The organism is Mycobacterium sp. RTGN5 (assembly GCF_033804465.1).
In the GTDB taxonomy this organism is placed as follows: Bacteria; Actinomycetota; Actinomycetes; order Mycobacteriales; family Mycobacteriaceae; genus Mycobacterium.
This window is the reverse complement of the sequence record NZ_JAPZLA010000003.1, coordinates 166,696-190,313: the sequence shown is the minus strand read 5'-3', so window position 1 is coordinate 190,313 and position 23,618 is coordinate 166,696. Positions and strand designations below refer to the sequence as shown.

The 23,618-nt window shown below is 60.7% G+C and carries 22 protein-coding genes; 16 read left to right on the top strand and 6 right to left on the bottom strand.

Annotated elements, in window-relative coordinates; translation table 11 throughout:
* Positions 1 to 127 precede the first annotated feature (127 nt).
* From SLQ31_RS17805 to SLQ31_RS17745, 13 genes are all read left to right on the top strand, one after another.
* The gene (locus SLQ31_RS17805; RefSeq protein ID WP_319435812.1) at positions 128 to 826 is read left to right on the top strand and encodes a YciI family protein; all 699 of its coding nucleotides are present in this window, start codon (positions 128 to 130) and stop codon (positions 824 to 826) included.
* Positions 827 to 2,038: an RNA polymerase sigma factor gene (locus tag SLQ31_RS17800; protein ID WP_319435035.1), complete on the top strand. Its 1,212-nt coding sequence runs from the start codon at positions 827 to 829 to the stop codon at positions 2,036 to 2,038.
* 21 nt (positions 2,039 to 2,059) lie between these two features.
* The gene (locus tag SLQ31_RS17795; protein WP_319435033.1) at positions 2,060 to 3,121 is read left to right on the top strand and encodes an alpha/beta hydrolase fold domain-containing protein; all 1,062 of its coding nucleotides are present in this window, start codon (positions 2,060 to 2,062) and stop codon (positions 3,119 to 3,121) included.
* Between the two features lie 197 nt (positions 3,122 to 3,318).
* Positions 3,319 to 3,813: a hypothetical protein gene (locus SLQ31_RS17790; RefSeq protein ID WP_319435031.1), complete on the top strand. Its 495-nt coding sequence runs from the start codon at positions 3,319 to 3,321 to the stop codon at positions 3,811 to 3,813.
* Positions 3,814 to 3,936: 123 nt separating this feature from the next.
* Entirely contained in the window at positions 3,937 to 5,793 is a 1,857-nt protein-coding gene (locus SLQ31_RS17785; protein ID WP_319435030.1) for a DUF4012 domain-containing protein, read from the top strand.
* Between the two features lie 148 nt (positions 5,794 to 5,941).
* Positions 5,942 to 7,477: a polysaccharide biosynthesis tyrosine autokinase gene (locus tag SLQ31_RS17780; protein ID WP_319435029.1), complete on the top strand. Its 1,536-nt coding sequence runs from the start codon at positions 5,942 to 5,944 to the stop codon at positions 7,475 to 7,477.
* Positions 7,478 to 7,493: 16 nt separating this feature from the next.
* Positions 7,494 to 8,450, top strand: coding sequence for a glycosyltransferase family 2 protein (locus SLQ31_RS17775; RefSeq protein ID WP_319435027.1), 957 nt, complete (start codon positions 7,494 to 7,496; stop codon positions 8,448 to 8,450).
* A 20-nt stretch (positions 8,451 to 8,470) separates the two neighbouring features.
* Positions 8,471 to 9,145 (top strand): acylneuraminate cytidylyltransferase family protein, encoded by a 675-nt coding sequence (locus SLQ31_RS17770; RefSeq protein WP_319435025.1) that lies wholly within the window; start codon positions 8,471 to 8,473, stop codon positions 9,143 to 9,145.
* The gene (locus SLQ31_RS17765; RefSeq protein ID WP_319435023.1) at positions 9,142 to 10,071 is read left to right on the top strand and encodes a phosphoglycerate dehydrogenase; all 930 of its coding nucleotides are present in this window, start codon (positions 9,142 to 9,144) and stop codon (positions 10,069 to 10,071) included. Before SLQ31_RS17770 ends, SLQ31_RS17765 begins: the two co-directional genes overlap by 4 nt.
* Entirely contained in the window at positions 10,068 to 10,793 is a 726-nt protein-coding gene (locus tag SLQ31_RS17760) for an SDR family NAD(P)-dependent oxidoreductase (protein ID WP_319435022.1), read from the top strand. Before SLQ31_RS17765 ends, SLQ31_RS17760 begins: the two co-directional genes overlap by 4 nt.
* A 138-nt stretch (positions 10,794 to 10,931) precedes the next feature.
* Complete coding sequence (locus SLQ31_RS17755) at positions 10,932 to 11,879, top strand: glycosyltransferase family 4 protein (RefSeq protein WP_319435021.1); 948 nt, start codon at positions 10,932 to 10,934, stop codon at positions 11,877 to 11,879.
* Positions 11,880 to 12,083: 204 nt separating this feature from the next.
* Positions 12,084 to 12,599, top strand: a complete 516-nt coding sequence (locus SLQ31_RS17750) for a hypothetical protein (protein ID WP_319435019.1) — start codon at positions 12,084 to 12,086, stop codon at positions 12,597 to 12,599.
* 126 nt (positions 12,600 to 12,725) lie between these two features.
* A complete protein-coding gene (locus tag SLQ31_RS17745) occupies positions 12,726 to 14,060 on the top strand; it encodes an O-antigen ligase family protein (protein WP_319435017.1) in 1,335 nt (444 codons plus the stop codon).
* Positions 14,061 to 14,268: 208 nt separating this feature from the next.
* Here the strand turns inward: SLQ31_RS17745 and SLQ31_RS17740 are convergent, their stop codons facing one another.
* Positions 14,269 to 14,979, bottom strand: a complete 711-nt coding sequence (locus SLQ31_RS17740; protein WP_319435015.1) for a class I SAM-dependent methyltransferase — start codon at positions 14,977 to 14,979, stop codon at positions 14,269 to 14,271.
* A 331-nt stretch (positions 14,980 to 15,310) separates the two neighbouring features.
* Here SLQ31_RS17740 and SLQ31_RS17735 point away from each other — a divergent pair, with 331 nt between their 5' ends.
* Positions 15,311 to 15,679: a hypothetical protein gene (locus SLQ31_RS17735; RefSeq protein WP_319435013.1), complete on the top strand. Its 369-nt coding sequence runs from the start codon at positions 15,311 to 15,313 to the stop codon at positions 15,677 to 15,679.
* 184 nt (positions 15,680 to 15,863) lie between these two features.
* Here SLQ31_RS17735 and SLQ31_RS17730 read toward each other — a convergent pair whose 3' ends face one another.
* A complete protein-coding gene (locus tag SLQ31_RS17730) occupies positions 15,864 to 16,886 on the bottom strand; it encodes a glycosyltransferase (protein ID WP_319435011.1) in 1,023 nt (340 codons plus the stop codon).
* Positions 16,887 to 17,573: 687 nt separating this feature from the next.
* Between SLQ31_RS17730 and SLQ31_RS17725 the strand changes: the two genes are divergently transcribed.
* Complete coding sequence (locus SLQ31_RS17725) at positions 17,574 to 18,233, top strand: TylF/MycF/NovP-related O-methyltransferase (RefSeq protein WP_319435009.1); 660 nt, start codon at positions 17,574 to 17,576, stop codon at positions 18,231 to 18,233.
* Positions 18,234 to 18,252: 19 nt separating this feature from the next.
* Here the strand turns inward: SLQ31_RS17725 and SLQ31_RS17720 are convergent, their stop codons facing one another.
* The 4 genes from SLQ31_RS17720 to SLQ31_RS17705 all read right to left on the bottom strand — a co-directional run bounded on the left by SLQ31_RS17720 (position 18,253) and on the right by SLQ31_RS17705 (position 22,513).
* Positions 18,253 to 19,152: a hypothetical protein gene (locus SLQ31_RS17720; RefSeq protein WP_319435007.1), complete on the bottom strand. Its 900-nt coding sequence runs from the start codon at positions 19,150 to 19,152 to the stop codon at positions 18,253 to 18,255.
* A 112-nt stretch (positions 19,153 to 19,264) separates the two neighbouring features.
* Positions 19,265 to 20,227 (bottom strand): Gfo/Idh/MocA family oxidoreductase, encoded by a 963-nt coding sequence (locus SLQ31_RS17715; protein WP_319435005.1) that lies wholly within the window; start codon positions 20,225 to 20,227, stop codon positions 19,265 to 19,267.
* The gene (locus SLQ31_RS17710) at positions 20,224 to 21,060 is read right to left on the bottom strand and encodes a 6-hydroxymethylpterin diphosphokinase MptE-like protein (RefSeq protein ID WP_319435003.1); all 837 of its coding nucleotides are present in this window, start codon (positions 21,058 to 21,060) and stop codon (positions 20,224 to 20,226) included. The genes SLQ31_RS17715 and SLQ31_RS17710 overlap by 4 nt, the downstream gene beginning before the upstream one ends.
* 16 nt (positions 21,061 to 21,076) lie before the next feature.
* Positions 21,077 to 22,513 carry a hypothetical protein gene (locus SLQ31_RS17705; protein WP_319435001.1) on the bottom strand — a complete coding sequence of 479 codons (1,437 nt, stop codon included), beginning with the start codon at positions 22,511 to 22,513 and terminating at the stop codon, positions 21,077 to 21,079.
* A gap of 200 nt (positions 22,514 to 22,713) precedes the next feature.
* Between SLQ31_RS17705 and SLQ31_RS17700 the strand changes: the two genes are divergently transcribed.
* A complete protein-coding gene (locus tag SLQ31_RS17700) occupies positions 22,714 to 23,577 on the top strand; it encodes an SMP-30/gluconolactonase/LRE family protein (RefSeq protein WP_319434999.1) in 864 nt (287 codons plus the stop codon).
* Positions 23,578 to 23,618: the final 41 nt, after the last annotated feature.

Genomic DNA, 23,618 nt, shown 5'->3' with positions numbered 1-23,618 from the left:
GCCACGTGAAAGCGTGCGGGGGATTTTGCGTCTGGTGGGCCATGTCGGATTCCGCGGGCGCCGTTCGTCAGACAGGTAGAGAGTGAAACCAGCGGGGTTCCACTCCCCCACCCTGGAGGACATCGCCATGTATTACTTCGCACTGCTCCAAGGCAAACAGCGCGATCTGACCGCCGACGAGGCGGGCCGCGAGATGGCTGCCTACGCCGATTTCCACGCCCGCGAGGCGGCGGCGATTCGCGCCGGTGACGCACTCGGCTCGGCCGCCGAGGCGGTGCAGATCACCGGTGGCCCGGACGCGCCGGTCGTCACCGACGGCCCGTACGCCGAAGGCGCCGAGATAGCCGGCGGCTACTACGTGTTCGAGGCGGAGAATCTCGACGACGCGCTGCAGCTGGCCCGGCAGGTGCCGGCCGCCCAGTACGGGTCGGTCGAGGTGTGGCCGATCGTGTTCTATAACCCGCTCGACCGACCCACCACTGATTCGGACTGGTTGGCGCTGCTGCTCGAACCGGCCGATGGCGTGAACGTCCCCGGTGGTCCCGAATGGGAGCAGGGATTGGCCAAGCATGCCGAGTTCGGCGAGGCGGCGGGGTCGCACATCCTCGGCGGGGCGCCGCTGCATCCGCCGTCGACGGCGACAACCGTGCGCGTGCGCGACGGCGAGATGGTGTTGACCGACGGCCCGTACGCCGAGGGCGCTGAAGTCGCCAACGGCTACTACATCCTGTCGGCGGCCGACCGCGACGAAGCGACGAAGCTCGCCTCGATGATCCCGGCGTCGGTGATCCACCTGCGCCGGCTGGCGGGCGTGTCCGGGCTGTAGATGCGTTCCCTGGACGGCGTCTTCCGGCGAGAGTGGGGTCCCGCGGTAGCCGCGCTCGCGCGATGGTCGGGTGATCTGGATATCGCCGAGGATGCCGTCCAGGAAGCGTGCGCCGAGGCGCTGCGCACCTGGTCTCGAGATGGCGTGCCCGACAACCCGGGCGGATGGCTGGTAGCGGTGGCCCGTAACCGGGCCAGGGATCGGTTGCGCCGCGAATCCAGCCGTCCGGGAAAGGAATTGGCTGCGATGCAGGGCGACGAATCAGCCGACGGCCAAGCCGTGCACCGGGTCCGCGACGACGAGCTGCGGATGATGTTCACCTGCGCGCACCCGGCGCTGGAGCGCCTTTCCCAGCTCGCGCTGACATTGCGGCTGGTATCGGGCCTGACGGTGCCGGAGATCGCGCGGGCGTTACTGGTGAGCGAAGCGGCCGTGGGCCAGCGGATCACCCGGGCCAAAAACAAGATCCGCCAAGCGAATATCCCGCTTCGGGTGCCACCGTCGGAGCTGCTTACAGAGCGCACTCCGCATGTCCTGTCGTGCATCTACTCGGTGTTCACCGAGGGGTACTGGTCGACGGCCGGCCCGTCAGCGATCCGCGACGAGCTGTGCGACGAGGGGGTGCGGCTGGCCGGGGAATTGCGCGCGCTGATGCCTGGGGAATTGGAGGCCCATGCGTTGCATGCTCTTGTGCTGCTGCATGATTCACGTCGATCGACGCGAATCGATGCAGTCGGCGCGTTGGTACCACTGGAGGAACAGGACCGAATCCGGTGGGATCGGGGCAGGGTGTCACGCGGACTCGACGCGCTGCGCCGCGCCCACGGGTCGACCGGGCCGTATCTGCCGCAGGCGGTGATCGCGGCCGCGCACGCGACGGCGCCGAGCTGGGAGCAGACGGACTGGGTCACGATCTGCCGGGCCTACGACATCCTTGTGCGGTTGACCGATTCGCCGGTGGTACGGGCGAACCGAGCGCTCGCAGTCGGTTTTCGCGACGGACCGGAAGCCGGCCTGGTGGCACTGGACGGGGTTGCGCACGACCCGCGGCTGGTTCGCTCCAATCTGGTGCCGACGGTGCGCGCCGATCTGTTGCGCCGGGCCGGCCGACACCGCGAGGCGGTCTCTTGGTATCGGAAGGCGATGGAACTCAACGGCTCTGAACCCGGGCGGGTATTTCTCCGTCGGCGAATAGCCGAATGCGGAGGCTGACCGCGAGTTAGTCTCGGGCTCATGCTTGTTGGCCGGCTCGCTGATCCGAATTGCACACTTGGCACCGATCCTCGATCCGATCCGCGGATGGTGGCGGCATTCGCCCCGCTCGGCCTGGCCGACCCCCTTCCCGATGCTCCGTTCACCGTCGACTCACCGTTGGCGGATCGGTTGGCATATGCCGCGGCCGCCGAGCAAGCCGTCGGCGGAGTGCTCGGCTCGTTCGCATCCGCCACCCTGGCCCCCGCCGGCGTCACGACGACCACCGTGACGATTCCCGGAGCCGACGGCAACGAGGTGACACTGTTCGTCAGCCGCCCGGACCGGGCCGACGGCCCGCTGCCGGCGATCGTGCATTTCCACGGCGGGGCGATGGCAATCGCCAGTGCCGACGATGCCGGCTACCGGTACTTGCGGGAGAGCCTGGCGGTCACCGGCCTGGTGACAGTGGGGGTGGAGTTCCGTAACTCAGGTGGCCGGCTCGGCCCCCACCCCTACCCAGCCGGGTTGAACGATTGCGCGGCGGCCACCCGGTGGGTGCATGCCAACCGCGCCGATCTCGGCGTGAGCCACTTGATCGTCGCCGGTGAGTCCGGCGGCGGGAACCTCACCCTGACCGTCACACACAGGGCCAAACGCGAGGGGTGGCTCGCCGAGATCGCCGGGGCGTACGCCCAGTGCCCGTACATCTCCAACCGCTGGCTGGACTATCCGGATGAGCTGCCGTCGTTGCGGGAGAACGACGGCTACTTCATCAGTTGCCAGCAAGCCGCGTTGCTGGGCTCGATCTACGACCCGGGCAACACGCATGCTGGCGATCCCACCTGCTGGGCCGGGGTGGCCAGCCACGAAGACCTGGTCGGCCTGCCGCCACACGTGATCTCGGTGAACGAGCTCGATCCCCTGCGGGACGAGGGCCTGGCGTACTACCGCCGACTGCTCGCCGCGGGAGTTCCCGCGGCAGGGCGCATCGTGGTCGGCACCTGCCACGGCGGAGACCTGCTGTTCCCCACGCTGATGCCGGATGTTTTCGCGGCCTCGGTGCGTGACATCAGCGGCTTCGCGCACTTCGTGGGCCGTTAACAGCCAGTAAACGCCCTGCACCCGGGCGCAGATCGGCTTGGCGCAGACCGGGACCTTGTCGATCGCAACGTTCGTAGGCCCGCGGGCAAAGAAAAACATCCACTAATCAGCACCATTCCGGTTGACAGCCGGTACCAGCTCTGCAACTATTTACACAACCCGTATGGGACAAAGACCACAAATTTTGGGGGGTAGTTATGTCGGTCATTGCTACGAAGCTTCAGGCCACTGCTGGTGCTGCGATCATCGCCACCGCAGCGGTGATGACGCCGGCAATCGCGCACGCAGCGCCAAGTCTGGCGCCATTCGCTCAAGGACTGGGCGAAGAGGCCCAGGGCCTCGTCAGTCCGGTCATCATCGTCGCTCCCAGCAGCAACGACACTGGCACGGTCGCCACGCCCGGTTCCAACAAGAAGGTGACGGCCAACGCCACGCCTCCTGCGCAGGTCATCCAGGTCTTCATCTCCGGGTTTGTTGATGCAGCCCGGAATGCCATCCAGGCCGGCGTCCAGTATTTCGGCACCTTCGTCTATGGCGGTCTCGCGTTCACCGGCCTGGCGTTCGGACTCGCGGGTCAGATCCTTCCCGGCCCGATCGGTGACGCCTTCACGAACGTCGGCGCCGGATTCGACAACGCCGCCTGGAATGTCGCCAAGGCTATCAAGATCGGCCCGTACTCCACCTCCTCCTAACCAATCTCCGAAAACGACTCGTCAGTTGTTGTCCAACGGCAGCTGGCGAGTCGTTTCATATTGGCCAGCTGTCGCGGCTGCTCTGCTAGTGCAGACCGCACCGGAGCATGGGGAACTAACTGAGTGAGATTCTTTTCGCGACGACGGTTCAACGACGACCCCGACGATGACGATGCAACTCTGACCGACGAAGACAATAACGAGGACCAGCGCTGGTTCCAGCGTCGCGCGGTTGTGTGGACCGCGCTTGCGGTGCTCGCCGTTGTCATTGTGTTCGGAGGTTGGCTCGGCTTGCGAGCGCAGGCGGCGAAGTCGGGCCTTGAGCAGGCCCGTAGCAGTGCACAGCAGTCTAAAGACGCGCTGCTGCAGGGAAATACCAAGGATGCATCGCGCTTTGCGGCTGATGCGCAATCTCATGCGCAGGCCGCCAGCGACGCGACCCACTCCCTGCCGTGGAACATCGTCTCCGTCGTGCCGTGGGTGGGCAGCCCCTTCAGAACCGGTCAACAGATAGCGGACGTGGTGCTCGGCCTGGCGGCCGACGTGTTGAAACCCGTCGCAGATGCCGGCACAACCGTCGCGCCGGACCAGCTGCTCGCCAATGGCCGGCTCGACGTGACGGCACTGCGCAAGGAAGAACCAACACTGAGCAAGATCGCGGCAGACGCGGCTCGCCTGAACACCGCCGCGCAGGCCATATCAGAACCGGGGTACATCTCGGCTATCAGCGGAGCCCGATCACAACTCCAGGCGCAAGCATCTGAACTCGCGCAGATATTGGGCAATACGGCCCTCGCTGCCCAGTTGGCGCCGTCAATGATGGGCGCCGATGGCCCGCGCACTTATTTCATGGGTTTCCAGACCAACGCCGAAGCCCGAGGTACCGGTGGGTTGCTCGGAGGGTTCGGGATCCTCCGGTTCGACGACGGTAAGCCCAGCGTCGACACCTTGGGGCCGAACACCGAACTCAGCAAGTCGTTCACCCCTTTCTCGCTCAACCCGGAATTCGATGAGCAATACGGGTTCACTAATCCCACCACCGATTTTCGTAACAGCAATCAAAGCTCGCATTTTCCCTACGCGGCCCAAATTTGGAAGTCGATGTGGGCACAACAGTCAGGAATGAATGTCGACGGCGTCATCTCCATCGATCCGATCGCTCTGAGCTACATTCTCGGCGCTACCGGCCCTGTGACGATGCCCGATGGCGAAACCGTCACGAAGGACAATGTCGTCGAGCTGACCGAGTCGACCGTCTATAGCCGATTTCCTGATCCCAATGATCAAAGTGGGCGAAAGCAATACCTACAGGGAATTGCGACCGAGGTTGTCAAGAAGATCACCCAGCCGGTGGAATCGCCGCGCAAGCTGCTCAACGCCTTGGGGCGCGCCGTCAGTGAGCGCCGAATCGCGGTGTGGAGCTCATCGCCGGCGGATCAGGCGCTCTTGGAGCAGACCCCGCTGGCTCACGTGATTCCCGACGATCCAGCGCCATACGCCGCGGTCATCGTCAACAATCTCGGCGGCAACAAAATGGACTACTACCTTGATCGGCAGATCGAATACGTAGCCGACGGCTGCGATGGCGACAAGCGCACGTCAACCGTGACGATCCGGCTGACCAACACACTCAAGGACGTGGCCGGATTACCGGACTACGTCGCCGGGCGGCTGGGTTTCTTTCCCGAGATTGCAGGGGATATTCCCAGGGGCACAATGCTCGCCTCAGTCCGACTTCTGACAACCAAGGGTGCGGACGTGATCAGCGTCCTCGCCAACGGCAAGAGGACCCGTGTGTTCGGATCGACGGAACGCGGGCACCCGAGCTTCGAGTCTCAAGTCGCCATACCACCCGGGCAGACAGTCGAATTGATCTTCCGGCTCACCGAGCCGACCGCTCCCGGAGCGGCACGCGTTCCGATACAACCGCTGGCCGACGATGTCGTTCCCAAGGTATCGGTGCCCGCGTGCACTCGATAGGCTGCAGAATAGGCAGTACCGATCACTGTGCTGATGTCTCGCTTCGTCTGCCGCGAGTCCAGCCCGTAGCGATGGAAGCCCAGTTTCCGCGGGGTTGTAGCGGGCATTGGGGTCTTGTGCAGACCAAGGCCGCAGTAAGGGGGGCACGTTGAAACTTCAGGACTTCGCGAAATTGCTGCGGACCCGCTGGATCACCGTCTGCGTGACAACGCTCGTAGCGGTCCTGGGTGCGCTCGCGTACACCTTTGCGACAACGCCGCTCTACGAGGCCTCGACGCGACTGTTCGTGTCGACATCTTCGAACTCATCGCTAAGCGATCTGTACCAAGGTAACCGTTTCTCCCAAGAACGCGTGCTGTCCTACACCGAGCTGCTCATGGGCGCGACGCTGGCGCAGCGCACTATCGACAAACTCAATCTCGATATGAACGCGGACACGCTAAAAGCAAATGTCAAAGCCACCGCAAAGCCCGACACGGTCCTCATCGACGTTTCCGTTCTCGACCCCTCACCCGTGCGAGCACGTGACATTGCCAACGCGATGTCCGACGAATTCGTGGTGATGGTAGGCGAATTGGAGACTCCAGCGAAGGGCGGCGTTCAGCCAGACTCGCGCGTCGTCGTCGAGCAGAGGGCATCCATTCCAGAAGCGCCGGTCATTCCGAACACGCCGCGCAACATCGCGGTCGGCCTGGCAGCAGGCTTGCTGCTGGGAGTGGGTCTCGCGGTCCTTCGGGATCGGCTCGACAACACGGTCAAAGACCGCGAGCTCCTCGAAGAAATCACCGGGGTCGGGCTGGTCGGCAGCATCCCGATGGACAAAGAACGCCGCAAAGAACCGGCTATCTCCTTCGAGAGCGACAATTCGGGAATCGCCGAGGCGTTCCGCAAGCTGCGCACGAACTTGCATTTCCTCACGGTGGACAACCCGCCTCGCGTCATCGTGGTCACCAGCTCGTCACCGCATGAGGGCAAGTCGACCACGGCAATCAACATCGCACTGGCATTGGCCGAGGCTGAGCACAACGTGGTGCTCGTCGACGGGGATATGCGCCGACCCAGCGTGGACCGATATCTCGATCTGGTCGGGTCGGTAGGGTTCAGTACCGTACTCAGCGGCGGGGCATCCCTATCCGAAGTGCTGCAGGCGACGAAGTTCCCCCGATTGACGGTGCTGACGTCCGGCACCACTCCACCAAACCCCAGTGAGCTACTCGGCTCGATGGCCGCGAAAACCGTGCTCAGCGAGCTACGGGCGAAATTCGACTATGTGATCGTCGACTCGTCGCCTCTTCTCGCGGTGACCGACGGTGCCATCCTGGCGGCGCATGCCGATGGCGCACTTGTCATGTCACGGTCTGGACAAACGAAACGCGAGCATCTGGCCCATGCCATCGGAATCCTGCGGGATGTGGGTGCGACGGTGCTTGGCGCGGTGTTTACGATGACCCCGACGCGTCGTGGTGGCCAATACAGCTACAGCTACAGCTATTACGGCGAGGACCGGCACGAACCTGCCACCCCATCACCTGCCCTCGCGGATGCCGCCGCACCCGCGAGGGTAGGTAGCACGACAGTTCCCGATCGCGCCCCCGTAAACGGCACCGCGGTCACCAAAGCCGAAAGCGCTGAGCCCGTTGACGTTACGAAGCCAGCGGGGGGAAAGCGCGAGCCTTCCGAGTAGGCCCGCGTCGCCAGGGATGAGTGAGATCAAGCCACGCCGGGTGTCAGCCGTCATCCGCGCGTACAACGAGAGCAAGCACATCGGCCGGCTGCTGAAGGGGTTGGCGCAGCAGACCGTCAAGCCCGACGAGATCATCCTGGTCGACTCGGGGTCCACGGACGACACCGTCGCGATTGCCGAGGCCGCCGGGTGCCGCATCGTCCATATCGCGAAAGAGGAGTTCTCCTTCGGGCGCGCTCTCAACCGGGGTTGCGCGGCGGCCGACGGCGACATCCTGTTGTTCGCCTCGGCACACGTCTACCCGGTCTACAACACCTACGTCGAGCACATCGTCAACGCCTTTGACCGGCAGGGGGTGGCGATCGCGTACGGACGTCAGGTCGGAGACGAGCGAACAAAATTCTCCGAATCACGCGTGATGCTGAAATGGTTTCCCCACCAGAACATCTGGGATCAGGGACATCCGTTCAGCAATAACGCCAACGCCGCGGTGCTGAAGTCGGTCTGGCAGGATTTGCCCTACGACGAATCCCTTACCGGCCTCGAAGACCTAGATTTCGCGAAGAAGGCTCTCACCCTGGGCCACAAAATCTCGTACGTTGCGGATGCACCTGTTGTGCACGTGCACGAAGAGAGTTGGAGCATCATCCGCAATCGATATCGGCGCGAGGCCATGGCCTACGCCCGCATCGTCGATGACGCCACGATGTCGCTGCCCAATGCAGTCGGTCTGGCACTGTCGAACATCGCCAGCGACTACAAGGAAGCAGTCAAGGTGAACCGGTTGCGCAGCAATGTGTTCAGCATTCCGCAATTCCGGTTCGCTCAATTCATCGGCGCCTGGGAAGGCTTCCGGGCACCGGATCATGTGTCAGCGCGCTTGCGCGAGCGTTTCTATTACCCCGCCGACTCGAAAAGCGCCGATACGCCCGCGGAACCCGGTCTCAAGATCGAATATTCCGAAGACTCCTAGAAGCAGGCCGGCAGGAACCAATGACCAACACCGTCGCGATCGTCCCGATGCGCCACAACAGTGAGCGCGTGCCCGGGAAGAACTACCGCCCGCTCGCGGGAATTCCGCTGTACCACCATGTCGTCCGCACCTTGAGTGAGGTGCCGGAGATCGACGTGATCGTCATCGACACCGACAGCGACTTCATCATCGAGGACTGCGCCGAGCACTTCCCACTCGTCAAGGTGCTGCTGCGGCCCGAGCACCTGCGCGACGGCAATATCGCCATGAACGACGTCCTTCTCAACACACTGGACCAGGTCGATGCCGACATCGTCCTGCAGACGCACTCGACGAACCCGTTCCTGAAGGCGGACACGGTGTCCTCGGCATTGAGATCCTTTGGCAGGTCCGACCGCGAATTTGATTCCGTTTTCAGTGTCACGCGCCTGCAGGCCCGGCTTTGGGACGCCGAGACGCAGCCGGTGAATCATGACCCATCGGTGCTGCTGCGGACCCAGGACCTGCCACCGTTGTTCATCGAGAACTCGTGCTTCTTTATTTTCACGCCAGAGTTGTTGCGGCAGCGCGGAAACCGCATTGGCGCCCGCCCGCACATGTTCGAGATGTCTGCCTTGGAGGCGGTCGATATCGACACCGAAGAGGACTTCGCGCTGGCATCGGCCATCGCGATGGACAACCCGATCAACACATGAGTGCGCCACTGATACTGGTGACCTGCCGCCAGATGCAGGTCGAGCTTCCGCGGCACCGCGAGCGGATCGAAAGCCTGGGCTACGAGGTCGTCGCACCGGATCTTGCTGGGCGCCAACAGTTCACCGCTGCCGAACTTCTCGAATACGGCTCGCACCTGGTGGGTATCATCGCCGGCGATGACGAGCTCGACCGCGAATTCTTCGCGGGGGCGCACAATCTCAAAACCGTGATCCGCTGGGGAATCGGCATGGACTCCGTGGACCACGCGGCGGCCCGCGAGCACGGGGTGCGGGTGCGCAACACTCCCGGGGTCTTCGGTCAGGAGGTTGCCGACTCGGCGTTTGGCTACATCCTCAATCTGGCGCGGGGCTATGTGGCTGTGGATTCCGCGGTCCGACGCGGCGAGTGGCCGAAATGGGAGGGCTTCACTCTCGCGGGGACGCGACTTGGCATCGTCGGGTTCGGGGCTATCGGTCGTGAAATCGCCAAGCGGGGACACGGTTTCGACATGGATGTTGTTGCCTACGATCCCTTCGTCGAGACCGCTGCCGATGTCACCATCGTGGATCTCAACACGCTGTTGCGGACCAGCCGATTCATCGTTCTAGCCTGCCCTCTGACACCGGAGACATTTCACCTGATCAACGAGGACAGCCTTGGCCTTGTTCAGCCCAACGCGTACTTGGTGAATGTCGCCAGGGGCCCTGTCGTCCACGAGGCCGCGCTTATCAAAGCACTCAAAAGTGGTTCGCTTGCGGGCGCAGCGCTCGACGTCTTCGAAAACGAACCCCTTGCGCTCAACAGCGAACTCCGCGCATTTCCAAATGTAGTACTTGGCGCGCATAACGGGTCGAACACTCGAGAGGGTGTGGTGCGGGCCAGCAATGCTGCCGTGGATTTCCTCCTCGAGGAGTTGGCGCAATGACTCTCGCGGTCATCGTCACCGGTGCAGCAGGCGGTATCGGAGCGGCACTCTGCGAACGGATGCGCAACGACGGTTACCTTGCGATCGGAATCGATCGAAACCCCGCGCCCGCAGCCGACATCGACCTCCAGCTCGACATGCGCGAATCCGAGCAGCTGGTGGAACTCGGCCGGGAACTTGCCAGGAACTACCAGGTGAAGGCTGTCGTACACAATGCCGCTGCGCAGCCCATCGCCCCGGCGGGGGATACACCTCTCGACGATTGGGTCGACGCGCTGCGGGTCAATGTCATCGCCGTCGACGCTTTGATGTCGGGCACGCGTGCGAGCCTGGCAGCCAACGACGGTTCAGTGGTCGTCATAAGCAGTGCGCACGCGCGTGCCACCACAGGCGGGGTGACGGCCTACGCCACAACAAAGGCGGCATTGGAAGGTTGGGTTCGTTCTGCGGCTTTGGATCTCGGACCGGACATCAGAGTGAACGCCGTCGCGCCGGGAGCCATCGATACCGCGAAGCTTCGCGAAGGCTTCGCCCGATGGGGTGAAGAATCGGCCGAGGAGCGGAAGGCCGTTTTGCGCCAGCGAACTGCGCTGGGGCGCATCGGCGAGCCAAGCGATGTCGCAGCAGCGGTGTCGTTCTTGATAAGTGACGATGCGAGCTTTGTCACCGGAGCTGTTCTGTTGGTGGATGGTGGCGCGACGGCGCGTCTCGGTTCTGAGTGACACACGGTGACATTCGGGGGTACAGCAAAAAGCCTGCAGCTCAGGGTTATTGGCCCGATGCCACCACCGGTTCACGGGCAATCAGTTGCGACATCGCACATGATCTCAAAACTTGCACCACACTTCCCCAATATACGAGTGGCGGACACCAGCGAAGGGCAGGGCCTCCAGCGGCTCCGTCCATTCGTCAAGCTATTGCGAACGGCGAACTCATGGTGGTCGATCCGACGTTCGGAAGCGGTGTACATCTCGGTCAATGTCGGTAACGGAATGTGGCTGAGCACAATCGCCGCGAGTCTGGCACGCCTGGCTGGTGCGCGCCTGTTCCTGCACCACCACTCGTATGCATACGTCCGAGAACGCAAGCGTCGAATGGTGGTGATGACGCGCACCGCCGGACCCAATGCACGCCACATCGTGCTGTCCCGATCCATGGCGAGCGATCTGACTCGTGTCATGCCAGAGATCTCTCAACCGTTGGTAATCGGCAACGCGGGGCTGATCGACCAAACGATCCTGGAACTACCGCTCAAGGCCGATGGCGGCAACTTGGTTCTCGGCCATCTTGGTAGTCTGACGCTGGAAAAGGGCATCGGCGACGTCGTCGATCTCGCCGTGGCACTTCATCAGGCCGGAACTCCGATCCGGCTCATCGTCGGTGGACCTACTCTCGATGAACGGGCAGGCGCGCACCTCGAGCGCGCCGCCCAGGAACTCGGGGAACTGTTCCAATACCGAGGACCGTTGATCGGCCAGGCCAAGCACGAGTTCTTTCAGGAAATCACGCACTTTGTATTTCCCTCGCGCTACGTCCACGAAGCGGTGCCGCTGGTTCTCTACGAGGCTCTGGCGGCCGGCGTTGTCTGCGTCGCTACGTGTCAGGGGTCGATACCCGAACAGTTGGAGGCCAGCCCCAGCGTGCTTGCGGGAAATGCCGATTCATTCGTCAAAGAAGCACTGCCACTACTCGCAGGCGCCTCTGTATCGGCGAAAACCTCCCTCGAATGCAGACAGGCGTACCAATTGGCCCTCCAAGAGTCAGAACGACAGCTCGCGGACCTGATAGACCTCATCGCGGGACAGTGAGTTGTCTGGAGCGCGGGTGACAGTCCCCATGCCTTTCATTCCACGGCTGGTCACTTGCGGAATCGCATGGGGACAACGGTTCTGGCCCAGTGCCGGAGGGTGCCGGGACGACCCATCTGCAGGCAAGACTCAACGGTTTCATCCATGGGCAATGGTGGGACGGTATGCTCGCCAAGTAACGGCTCGCGAGGGGGAGGTGTCGCAGTGAAGAAGTACCTGGCCTGCGGTATAGGTGGCGCGGCGGCGCTGATGACGGCGTTCGGCCCGGGGTCGGCCGGGGCCATCAACGATTATTACGGAATGACCTACGCGAAGGCCCTAGAGAAGGCTGGCCAGTACGGTCAGACGCTCATGATCGCGACAAAAACGGGGAGTTACCTCGCGATAGACGAGTGCATAGTCGTGGGCAGCCGCAGGGCGGAATTCTTGGACTCCAGCGGTCGTAAGCCGGGCGGTTCCAACTATCTCGTGGACCTGAACTGCAACGATCTCAGCGCCTTGAACGGTCACCCTGGGAACTCCGCAGCCTCCCCGGAGGGCAAGAAGGTCCTGGATGCGAAAATTCAGGCCACCTCAATGAACAAAGACTTTGCGAAGAAGACTGCGGCCGGGGAGACGCCTGCCTGCTTCAGCACCGATGCTGCGACCAGATGGTGCGTCAAAATCTGCACCACTTCGAAGTCGTGTTCGTCCGAACTGAACCAAGCTCTGGGACTCTAGAAGCGTTCGCTGTGTCCCCAGTAGGCGTTGGCCGGGATGCCGGGCAGCAGCACTCGATATGACGGGCGCGCGTCCGACTGCTGTACTTGACTGCGTGGGCTGCTCGAAGTTGCGGAAGCTGAAGTCTTGACCCAATTTCGATCGTTGCAGGCGCGCCGAGAACACCGAAGCCAGCAGGCAAATCCTGCGGATTCGGTGACACCGGATTGGTTGCTCGTCGCATTGCCCACTGCTGCCGCATTCTCCAATATCAATCTCCGGGCCGCGCTGATCGCGGTGGCCCTCCTCGGCGCTGCATCGATCGTGACCGCCCAGAAGGCAACTGGTCGGATGAGTCTGACGGTGGCTTCTCTGGTTCTACCCGCTGGCGGGCTGGTCATCGCGCTGCGGCCCAACCCTCCGCAAACGATGGTTGCCGCCATCTACTATGCGGTCGTCTGCGGCGTAATGGCATTGATCGTTTCCAAGGCGTCCTCGAGGTCGCGCGCTCTTATTTCTCTGGTGGACGGCGTCGGTCTCCTTCTGACCGCGGCGATTGCGCTGCGATTTGCGGGAATCGGGACTGCCGACAACGGCACCGTGGTCATGGGCAACTTCCTCACGGGTGGCGAGCGCGTGTTGTTCCCCTTGACAGGCGCGCTGACCAGCGGACCAACTCTCGCAGCCGCCTACTTGGTTGCCGCAATTCCGATAATGAGGCGGACGAGTCGGTACCGCGGCTACAGGCTGATCGCCGTACTTGCTGCTCTCTATGTCCTCGTCCAGGGCGACCGGCGGTCCGCCTTGTTCACCGCCGTCGTGCTTCTCGCCCTGGCAATCCTGACGCCGCGACTTGTTCGGAAAGCCGCACCTTGGGTTATCGGGTTCTTCTTGACCGGCCCCTTCATATTGAACCTCACCGGCGGCTTGACTCAGCAGCTGACGCTGACCCGATTTCAACGGATCGGCGAACGGAATTCCGAATCGTTGAACGACCGGCTTGAGATTTGGTTTAGGAGTATCGAGTTTTACCAAGACAAAGTCGATTGGTTCCACCAGACTTTCGGCTTCGGGACGTCCGGACAGATTGTTTCGGGCGCCTCGGTGACATATCGGAGTATTTTTGCCGGCACTCGTGACAGTGCTGTCAGATCTCCACACAATTCAGTGATTCAAGCGTTGTTTGATGGTGGCTGGATTGCCGCTTCCTTTCTGGTGATCACCATCGTCTACCTTGCATATGTCATGTCGCATCGCAACTCCGTTGCCGATCTGGGCGGCTTGTCGATACTCACGATGCTTTCGGTTGTGGGCAGCACTGAAACTCTATTGACGCCGGGGTATGTCCAACCCGTCGGGTTTGTTCTCGTTGCGCTCGCCATGATCGGGTTCGCGAAGGAAGACCCAGAAACGACGTCGTTCGCGCCGACGGCGACCGCTAATGACGCGTCGCAACCAGGGCCGGCACCAACGACAGGGTGAATCCACCGGACTCGTGATTCGAGTTCACCTGGTCCTGAGGCGTGCGCGTCCGCAATTCAGCGGTCAGCGACACGCAGCGCCACCCGGGTGAGTCCATCGACGTCGTTGATCCCCAAAAGGATTCGATCATCGCGTTGTCGTAGCAGTCGCCGATCGATCCCATCGACGGCACGTCCGAAATGAGGTCAGAGCCTCCGGAAACGCGAGGCTACGCCGGCGGTGTTCCAGCTCGGTAGGCCTGAACAGGGTAGTCGGACGTGTCGCAGGGCAGGATGGGCGTAGACGCCTTCAGCGCGTTCAGCGCCTTAATCACCGTTTCGTCCCGAGACGCGAAGAACAGGCGCTTATTCGGAAACAGGCTGCCCCACATCGCATCTGGTTTCACACTGCCAGGACACTCCAGTTCAAAAATCACGACCTCCAAGTCGAAGCGCCCGCAGCATTTTGCCAAGGCCGACTCGGACCAGTAAGCCACGTGTCCATCCAAACTCATGTAGCCGACTGTTTGATTGTCCTCGATCGGACCGCTGCCAGGGTAGAAATTCGTCGAGCCACATAGGACACCGTCGGGCGCTAGATTTTGAGCCAGCGTGGCTAGCCAGCGGTTTGGATCATGGAAGTGTTCAAAAACTTCGCAGGCCGTAATGATGTCGAACGCCCCGCTACGGTGTTCAAGGTCGTCGGCGTATGCAAATTGGCCCGGAAATTCGGCGGATCGGTAGTTGACGACGTCGGGACTGACGTCGACGCCCTCAACGTCGAAACCATCATCGTGGAGGACACGGAACACCAGCGTTGTCCCCGCGCCAAAGATCAGTACCTTCCGTCGTGGCTTACCGAGGTCATTCACGAGACGCACCATGAAGTCGTCGCGTTCGCCGCCACGCTCGACTCCGCCCCAGGATCCGGTCAGCCCCATCCCCCGGTTCGCCTTTCGCTCTGACGAATCGTGGCACCAGATAAAGCCGCAGCTTGGGTCCTCGCACTCCAAGAACAGCCGTCCGTAGGCCCGTCTCGTCCCCCCGGACGCGCGGCATATTGGGCACCTTCCGCCCATTGTCTGTGCTCGGAGATTCCACGTCAGCATCTGGCCCCGTGTTGCGACCTTCTCAACAAGCGACACTTTAGGCCGATCTCCGTTCCTTTAGATGTCGTCCATATTCATCTGTAGTGCTGCGCGGCGGCGACTGTCAGATAAACGGCGGATCCGGCTTGGCACTGGTTGGTTGCCAGTCGGAGTGATCCGGCCGTTGAAGGTGATTGCGAACGCGCTGAGTGCGGGCTTCCACCTCATCGCTCAATTGTCCCTTACCTCGGCCGGTGGAACAAGGCCGCGCCAAGCATCACGTGAGAATGCCCGCGAAGCGGTGAGTACCATCAAGCGCGGCGCCGACGCTCGTGACCAGATCACCGGAATATCGACCATCAAACCCTCCACGTTGGTGCGGTCGTCAATCAAAATCCGCACGGCAACTGATGAGTTCGACGACCCGCCAGGGTTCTTCGAAGACGACACCGTCGCGCACTGCGGACCCACCCTCACCGGGGCGCTTCGCCCGGACAGTCAACCTCACCGACATGCGCATCTGCTGCGATTTCACCCGCACCGTGCGCAATAACGCCAACACCCATATCCTCGGTGCCCCTCAAGACTGGAATCGATGAAATACCCTACGAGATAACCGGTTTGGACGTCGACAACGGTCCGCGCCAACGACAGGGAAGAACCAACACTCCTGATGGCAGCCGACTCGCGATTAGATTCCACACGGTCCTGGGATGTGCGCGTCCGCAATTCAGCGGTCAGCGATACGCAACGCCATCGGCAACCTCGTTCGCAACCTCAAGGAATCGCTTGGCGAATACCTTAACGTCATAACGATTCTCATAGTGATCTCGCATGATACGGCTCTGAATGTCGACCTCGACAGGATCTGCCAAGGTGTTGATTGCCCGGGTGAGTCCATCGACGTCATTGATACCAGTCACGTTCAGGCCGTCGGGTTGAAATTCAGGCAACGCCCCCCCTGTCGATACAAGGGTCGGAACTCCAAGTTGCATAGACAGAAGCTGCACGCCACTCTGGGACGCACCCTCCGTGTGATGAACTAACGAACCTTTGGCACGTGAAAACTCGTCCACCACGTCTGCGTAGTTGAATTGTCCACGCACCCAACGGGCGTGAGGCGGCAGGGGCTGAGTGATCTCGCCGTCACCGTAAAAGATCAATTCATCGCCACGCCAGTCGCGACTCGCGACGTGTGCCGCCCACGCAGCAAAAATAACCCCGTGATTCTTGTAGGGATGTTGGCGCCCGAACATGATGAAGTTCTTCCGCTCGTTGGCCGGTACCAGCGGAGGGACGAGAGCGGGGTCGAGGTCACTGTGCAGCGGCGCCACCCGCAGCCGTGATTCGTCCTTCCCCTGGGCGATCAGGCTTGACGCAACAAAATCACTGAAAGCGATTGTCGCGTCCGCATTGTCGTTCCAGCGATCGAACATCACGTGGTTCCACCAAGGCCGCTCATCCTTTTCATCGTGAGGCTCGGCGTCGTGAACCAAATTAATTCGTGGCGTCGATCCGGCGAATAGCCGCCACCGAGGGTCGGACAGCATCTCGGTCACAACCACGTCGGGCCTGAACTGCTTGACCTCTTGGTATGTCCGATAACACGGCAGCCAGTCCGCCCAGGGTACGGGACGCCCAAGTAATACGGTCTCGTACTCTCGAGTTGGCCCGAATTGTCTTGATAGCCCGCGATTTGACGTGACCAGCATCATCTCCGCGCCGGCGTTGAGAAATTCTTCTCTGCGTATATGCGCCATGGAACGAAAACAGATCGTTAGCCAAAGAATTCGCACTTAAGACACTCCCCGCATGGGAGCCGAGATCTGTTCGTGCCGCTCCCCACCCACGCGAAAAAGCGTATCACCCGACTTTCGCGCCGCAACACGACGCGAGGCGGTGCATTGTACGACGGGTCGCGTCGTCGACCGACCTATCGACGCCCCGAGGCCGGCGGCGAGGGGTTCCGAAGGCCGAGCGGCTTCGACGTCATCGACGATCCGTGTGCCGAGATCTGCCCATCGCCGGAGCCGCGAGGTCATAAGCAACGCCGATTCCCTGCGAGCACTGACCAATCCCGCCGGAACGCGCTGTCCAACACGGTAATTCAGCGAAGCTATGCCAGGGTCACCGACCCCACCAAGCGGGCGGGGCCCTTGGTGCCGCATACCGAGTAGCCGCCACCCGTCCGGCAATCGTCGCGCTACCGCACCCATTCGATAGTAGTATTACCGGCGACGGCATCTCCCACCTAGTGGCGGGACGTCTGCAGTTATTTTCGGTAATGGCCGGGGGGAATCATGTACGCGAATGGAGCTGCCGGTTGTGTGCGGCTGCGGGTTCACTGAAGCGCATGCAGGATCGTTCAGCCGCCGCGGGCAAGACCAAAACTTTGCTCATATTTCTTGGACTCATAGCGATGTCGCGAGTCAGCCAGAAAGGATGCTATGAACATAGTCGAGCTGGGTAAGCAGATTGTTTACAATTCGCCGGTTCTAAATCGAATCATGGCTCCGAAGTATCCATACAAAATCAATCCCGGCCAGCTGTGTGCGATGGTGAACTTCATTGATGCTACCCGCTCCTCGGCATCGATAGTCGCCGAGGTAGGTGTCGCTCACGGCGACACCTCCGTCTTTCTGCTCGAGCATATGACCAAGACAGCAGATGAGCGAACCGTCTACCTATTTGACACATTTTCGGGGTTCACGGAACGCAGCATCGAACACGAAGTGCGCAACCGAAATAAGGACAGGGGGGAATACGATAAGTTTCGGTACGGGGATGAGAGGCGGTTTCGCCAGAATCTCTTCGGCCTTGGCTACAGTCGGTTCGAAACAGTAAAGGGCGATGCATCAACAGTCGATTGGGAAGCGCTGCCACCGATTGGCGCCATGCTTTTGGACGTTGATCTTTACCAGCCCACCATCGAGATCCTTGAGGCGGTATATCCGCGACTAGCCCCAGGGGGCGGGATTGTGCTGGACGATTGCTTGGCCGGCACTCCTTGGGACGGATCGTTGCAAGCCTACGAGGAGTTCATCTCGAGCCACGGCCTGCCCTTCGTTCGCGTGGGAGAAAAGGGAACTCTGATACGCGCCGAATGAATGGCAAAGGGTGTTCGAATCAGACTTCCTGCCATCCCATGTCGCGTACCGCCGGCCAGCGCGTCGATTGTCCCTGGCGTGTCCACAGATTGTCGTGAACGTCGCCTATGGAGACTTCCGGGAAGAGCTCTTGACCAAGGTCGTCTCGCATGAAAAAGACGTTGAAGCCGTGGCGGTGAGCGCCGATCAGTCGATAACCCTTCGACGCACTGAGCCGTGACATGGCCAGGAGAGATACGGACCGGAAATCCTGCTGATTTTCGGGAAGGCTCAGGTAATCGAAATCGGGAACATACGGAACTGTGAGGCTTAAATCACCGGGAATGATGTCGTTCGTTTCGAAGACGCACAATCGAGGCTGGATGACATCAATGGCATCCCAGATGTGCCAGTCATTGCCATCGATGTCGAGTGAAAAAACATCCACTTCGCCGGCCGCTCCCGCTGCCGAGAGAATCTGATTGACATTTTCGCGAGTGATCCATGATTGGGTCAGTTCTGGCAGGATGAGATGGCAATCCCTTTTCGACTGGTAGAAGATATCCGCAGCAGCGATGTTCGATGACGATCCGTCGAAGAGGTAACCCTTGTACCCGTGGTTCAATATCAGATTGCTCGACATGTTGACGTTACCGGTCCCGCAGCCTATTTCTACGATCCGCCTAGTCTTCATGCCAATGGCAGCAAGGGCGTAGAGCAAAATGCCGTCCTCTTCGAATTCCGAGTAGCAGCGGAATCCTGCATCGCTAATTGACTCGAAAGGAGCGACGCCGGCGCGGAATTGAGCCCGATACTGGGCGAGGAGGCTGATCTGCAGTTGCTGATTAATTGAATCGCTATCGGGGAATCCCCGAATCCATTCGTACGCCTGGCGGGCTTTCGGTAGCCGTGCGATCGCACCGCGGACTCGACTTGCCATACTTCCCCCATCTGATTTCTGTTCCTACGGTACTACGACAGGTCTCCAGGGCAGCGGCGGGAACGTGACCACTGCGAACCCTCCCGCGACTGCTGAACTCCGCTGCGCCTCGTCAGCCATCATTCACGGATTCGAGCAAGTCGGTCAGGTTGATGAACCGCTCAGCTGCAAAGGTTCGGTCCTCATCGGGGAAAAACATCTCCTTGAGTTGGAGCGCGAAGCACTCCATGAGGTCGGCGTAGGACTCTCGGGCGTGCACAATGACGGCACGTCCGTCCTGCTTACCGATCCTCACGTAGTTGGCCAGCCCGACTGGCAATTCGACGAAACCGTTGTCACACTCCACGAGGATTTTGTTCGCGGTCGCACCGATGCGACTCAACTTGAAGTGCCCCGGAATTTCGTGGCCTTCCCGAGAAATAGAGACATGCGCCTCCAGCTCATTGGAAGGCTCGGGCCGGTCCCTCTCGGTGCGGGCGCTGGTCACTTTCAAACTCCCAGTGTCCAGACACGCGACATAAAGAAGCATGTCGAGAGTATGGGATCCGGTGTCGAACAGCACACCGCCATGAGGATCCTTGTAGACGTAACTCGATTTCGACTGCCACGAAAAGCGGCCACCTTCGTATGCGCTCACACGCGTGACGTGGCCCAGTATCCCCGACTCGATCAACGCCCGGCCCAAGCGGACCGACGGAAAGCAGCGACGGAAGTGAGCGACAAAGAGCTTGCTCTTGCGATCTGCGGCCAGGCTTGCGAGAGCCTCAGCGTCGGCCTTCTCTCCGACAAACGGCTTCTCGCATATGACAGTTCGACCATCGGCCAGGACTTGCTCGACCAGACCGCGGTGAGTACCCGGCGGTGTCGCAACAATGACGATCTCGCAATCCGCCATGATCTGGTCCAGCGATGACGCCTCCGCACCGCTCACCGCTGCGACATGGGCGGCAGCCTCAGCGTTCAGGTCGGTGACGCGGGCGAAATGTATATCAGGGTAGTAGGCGAGGGCGGGCAGATAATTCGTCTGTACGACAGCGCCGCAACCGATGACGCCCAATCTCCGTCTTGCGTTCATTCTCGGCTGTCTCCTTGGGGCATGTTAGACGTGAATAAGCTAGCGTAATCGGTTCTCTCGAATACCTCGAGATGTCCGCCAACCGTGGCATTCCTGACTGGAATTCCCTTCGCGTCCAGGAACCGGCGAGCCTCGGCGTATGACTGCTCCATGCGGGCCAAATTTGGGTCGTGCCAGCGATAGCCTTTGCCAAAGTAATCTGGGTGAATATGGTTGACATCATCGCCCTGCGATGTGATCACAAAATCTTTCACATCATCTGGCACCTTGTAGTTGTGGTCGAATCCTATTAGGTATATCTCGTCGCAGCCGAGGTAGTACGCAAGCTGTAGGTTCAAGACGCTCACCGTCCCTCCCCAGTACACGATATTTTGAAAGTCAGAAGTGAATTGAGGGAATGGCTGATAGTCCCTGACGAAATTTATGAAGATCGCGTTTTGGCTATCCCGAAGACAGTACAAAAGATCCCGCGGAAAAATCTTCACCGGCCGCTCGAGGGCGCAAAGCTCCTTCGCGCGATCCTCGGCCACCAGCCGGTCCTCGACGGTGAGAAAGGTCGGTATGAATCCCATGGTGTCCCACGACAGATACTGCGCATTGCTGCCGATCGTGACCTCGTTCTTCAGGAGACTGAGGTCACACTTCAGCAGGCTGGGTCCGTTGCCCATCACGAAACAGCGCTGCCCCGCGAACATCCCGCGCAGATCGGCCAACTTGTTGTTGCTGTGCCTGCCCTCAGAACTTGCCGACCATACGAGCTCTCTCAGCGACTTCTGATACTTGGCATTTTCGCGTTGCAGCCGCCCGAGTATCCGTTTGGATGTGTTTCCCATCTTCCTCCCCCTAAATTCAGATCCGGAACCCGGACTGAACAAGAATCACGACAAATGACGCGAGCAGTACCGCTCCCGGAATCATGGAACATGATTTCTCGTACGCCACGGGTCGCACTCCAAATTCTTGATAGGAGTGCTTCGCAGAATACCAAGAATAGAATCCGTAATACCCGACAATGATTCCCACTGGAAACGCATAAACCCCGATCACTTTGAGCAGCCCGAGGCTGACTATCAAATAAATCGTACCGCTGACGCCATTGGCGATGTGCCATATGATCTTATTAGTTGTGCTGTAGAGCTGAATATGCATGGCGCCGAATCGTTCCGCGAAGAAAGCCAGGCCCATCAACGTCCACAACAGCGGGCTCGGAAATGCCGCGTTGCTGCCGATAAATTTCAGCAGCGGCTGCACCACGAACTCAATACCGAGGAAACCGACGACAAACGCCCAGTGCGATAAACGCATACCGCGCTGTGCGATTTGCAGCAGCTCCTCCTTCTTCCCCTCAGCATAAAGCCTTGAGTAGACGGGGATCTTGCTATAGAAGGGGGCCGTGGCGAACTGCGTAAGAATCTGCATGAAGCGCATGCCCAGCAAGTAACTCGCGACGCTCGCGGTGCTGCCCACCTGGGCATAGATGATACCGCTCGACTGAATTACGCCGTAGCTCAAGAAGACACCAATGCCGCTGCGCCAGGCGCTGGGCCAAACGGAGTCGAAGATTTGTCTGTTGAATGGCGTTTTCGTGAATTCGCGCATCATTGCGCCGCCGGCAGAACGCGCAAGCCATCGGTTTCGGACGACTTTGAGTACTTGCCAAGACTGGTTTGCGATCACCAGTTCAAGCAATCCACCGCCAAGGTATAACACCAGGAAGCTGGAGACGATGGCGCCGAGTGCAGCCATGGTGTCCCAGCGTCGCAGCAGCGCAACTTGGTTCAATCCCATCAGGTAAGAGACATACTTCTCTCCCCAGAATGAAACGTACGAAACCCCCAGAATCACCCCCCAGGCCAGCCAGGCTGATCGAGAGTCCTGTACGTGCGAGATCGGCCTCTGGAGCGCCAAAGAGCCCACGACGAGCAGCAATAACGTCCAAGCAAGTCCCAGCCACAGATATATCGAACTCATTGTCGAGTAGACGCGGTTCAGATCTTCCCGATCCAGAATTCCGGAACCGCTCTTGCTGGGACGCCACAATTCGTCGATTCCTAGTCCGCCAACAAGGTAGGTGATAATCCTGCTGAAGGTGGGGCTGAACCCGATATCGACAACGTGTTGCAGACCAAGGAAAGTCGCCATGAGATACCAGACGACGATCTCCTGCGCGCTGAACCGCGTGAGAACCAGGGGCAATACCACGACGGCGCTCAAAGAGTTGGCGAGAAGGCTGCCCCACGTCGTATACGTCGGCGAATTCCAGACCCGCGACACGATTGACCGCATGGCTCAGTGCTCCGCACCGGGCGGAAGCGTGCCAACAGATCGCGTAGGAGCTGCGGTGGCAGCAAGCGCCGAGGCCAGTGATGATGTGTCCATGGTCTGGTGCTCAGGCTACGATAGAAACGCCGGTCAAACACCCGCTGGGCGACGTCACATTGCCGTCCCCTAGGTGCCGCCACCCAACGTTGAGGTCGTGACGAGCCGTGCTCGAAGCTCAGCTTTTCGCTCGCGCCGTTGCATATCACGCTGAGGGCCCGTTCTGGGACGAACGCACCGACAGCCTTCTGTTCGTCGACGCGTTGGCGGGGACAGTCGTGTCGGTCGACGATGTTGGTGTCAGCACCCGTCACCAGTTGCCCATCCCCGTCGTGACAGTGATCAGACGCAGGGCCTCGGGAGGCTACGCGGTAGCGACCGAACACGGCATCGCACTCTGCGATGAGTCGCTCACGATGTGCGATCCGATCGCTGAGGTGACATCTGATCCGGCCTTGCGAACCAACGACGGTGGCTGCGATCCCTTGGGCGGTTTCATCATCGGCACAATGGCTTACGCGACGACACCAGGCGCTGGTTCCGTTTTTCGGGTGTCGGCCGACCACCGCGTGACCACACTGCTCGAGGACGTCTCGATTTCCAACGGCGTGCAATGGTCGGCGGACGGCTCACAGGTCTTCTACGTCGACACTCCGACTCGGCGCATCGACGTCTTCGATGTCGATCCGGTCACCGGTGGCTGGTCTGGTCGGCGAAACCACGCCTGGATCGGCCAGCCCAATGGTTTCCCCGACGGAATGGCCATCGACGAGGAGGGCGGCCTATGGGTCGCTCTGTGGGGCGCCGGCTGTGTGAGCCACTTCGACGTCACCGGCCGCCATGTTGAGACAATCAACGTCCCTGGAGTCTCGCAGGTGAGTTCGTGCGCCTTCGGCGGCAGCGACCGCAACGTCCTCTTCATCACGACCTCCGCACAGGACCTTGCCCCCGGAATCGAGCCGCTTGCCGGGTCAGTTTTCGCAGTTCAGACCGATACTCTCGGCGCTCCACTGGCGGAGTTCGCGGGGTGAAGCCCGGTGATATCCTCAGGACTTGGGCGTCGTCGGGTCCT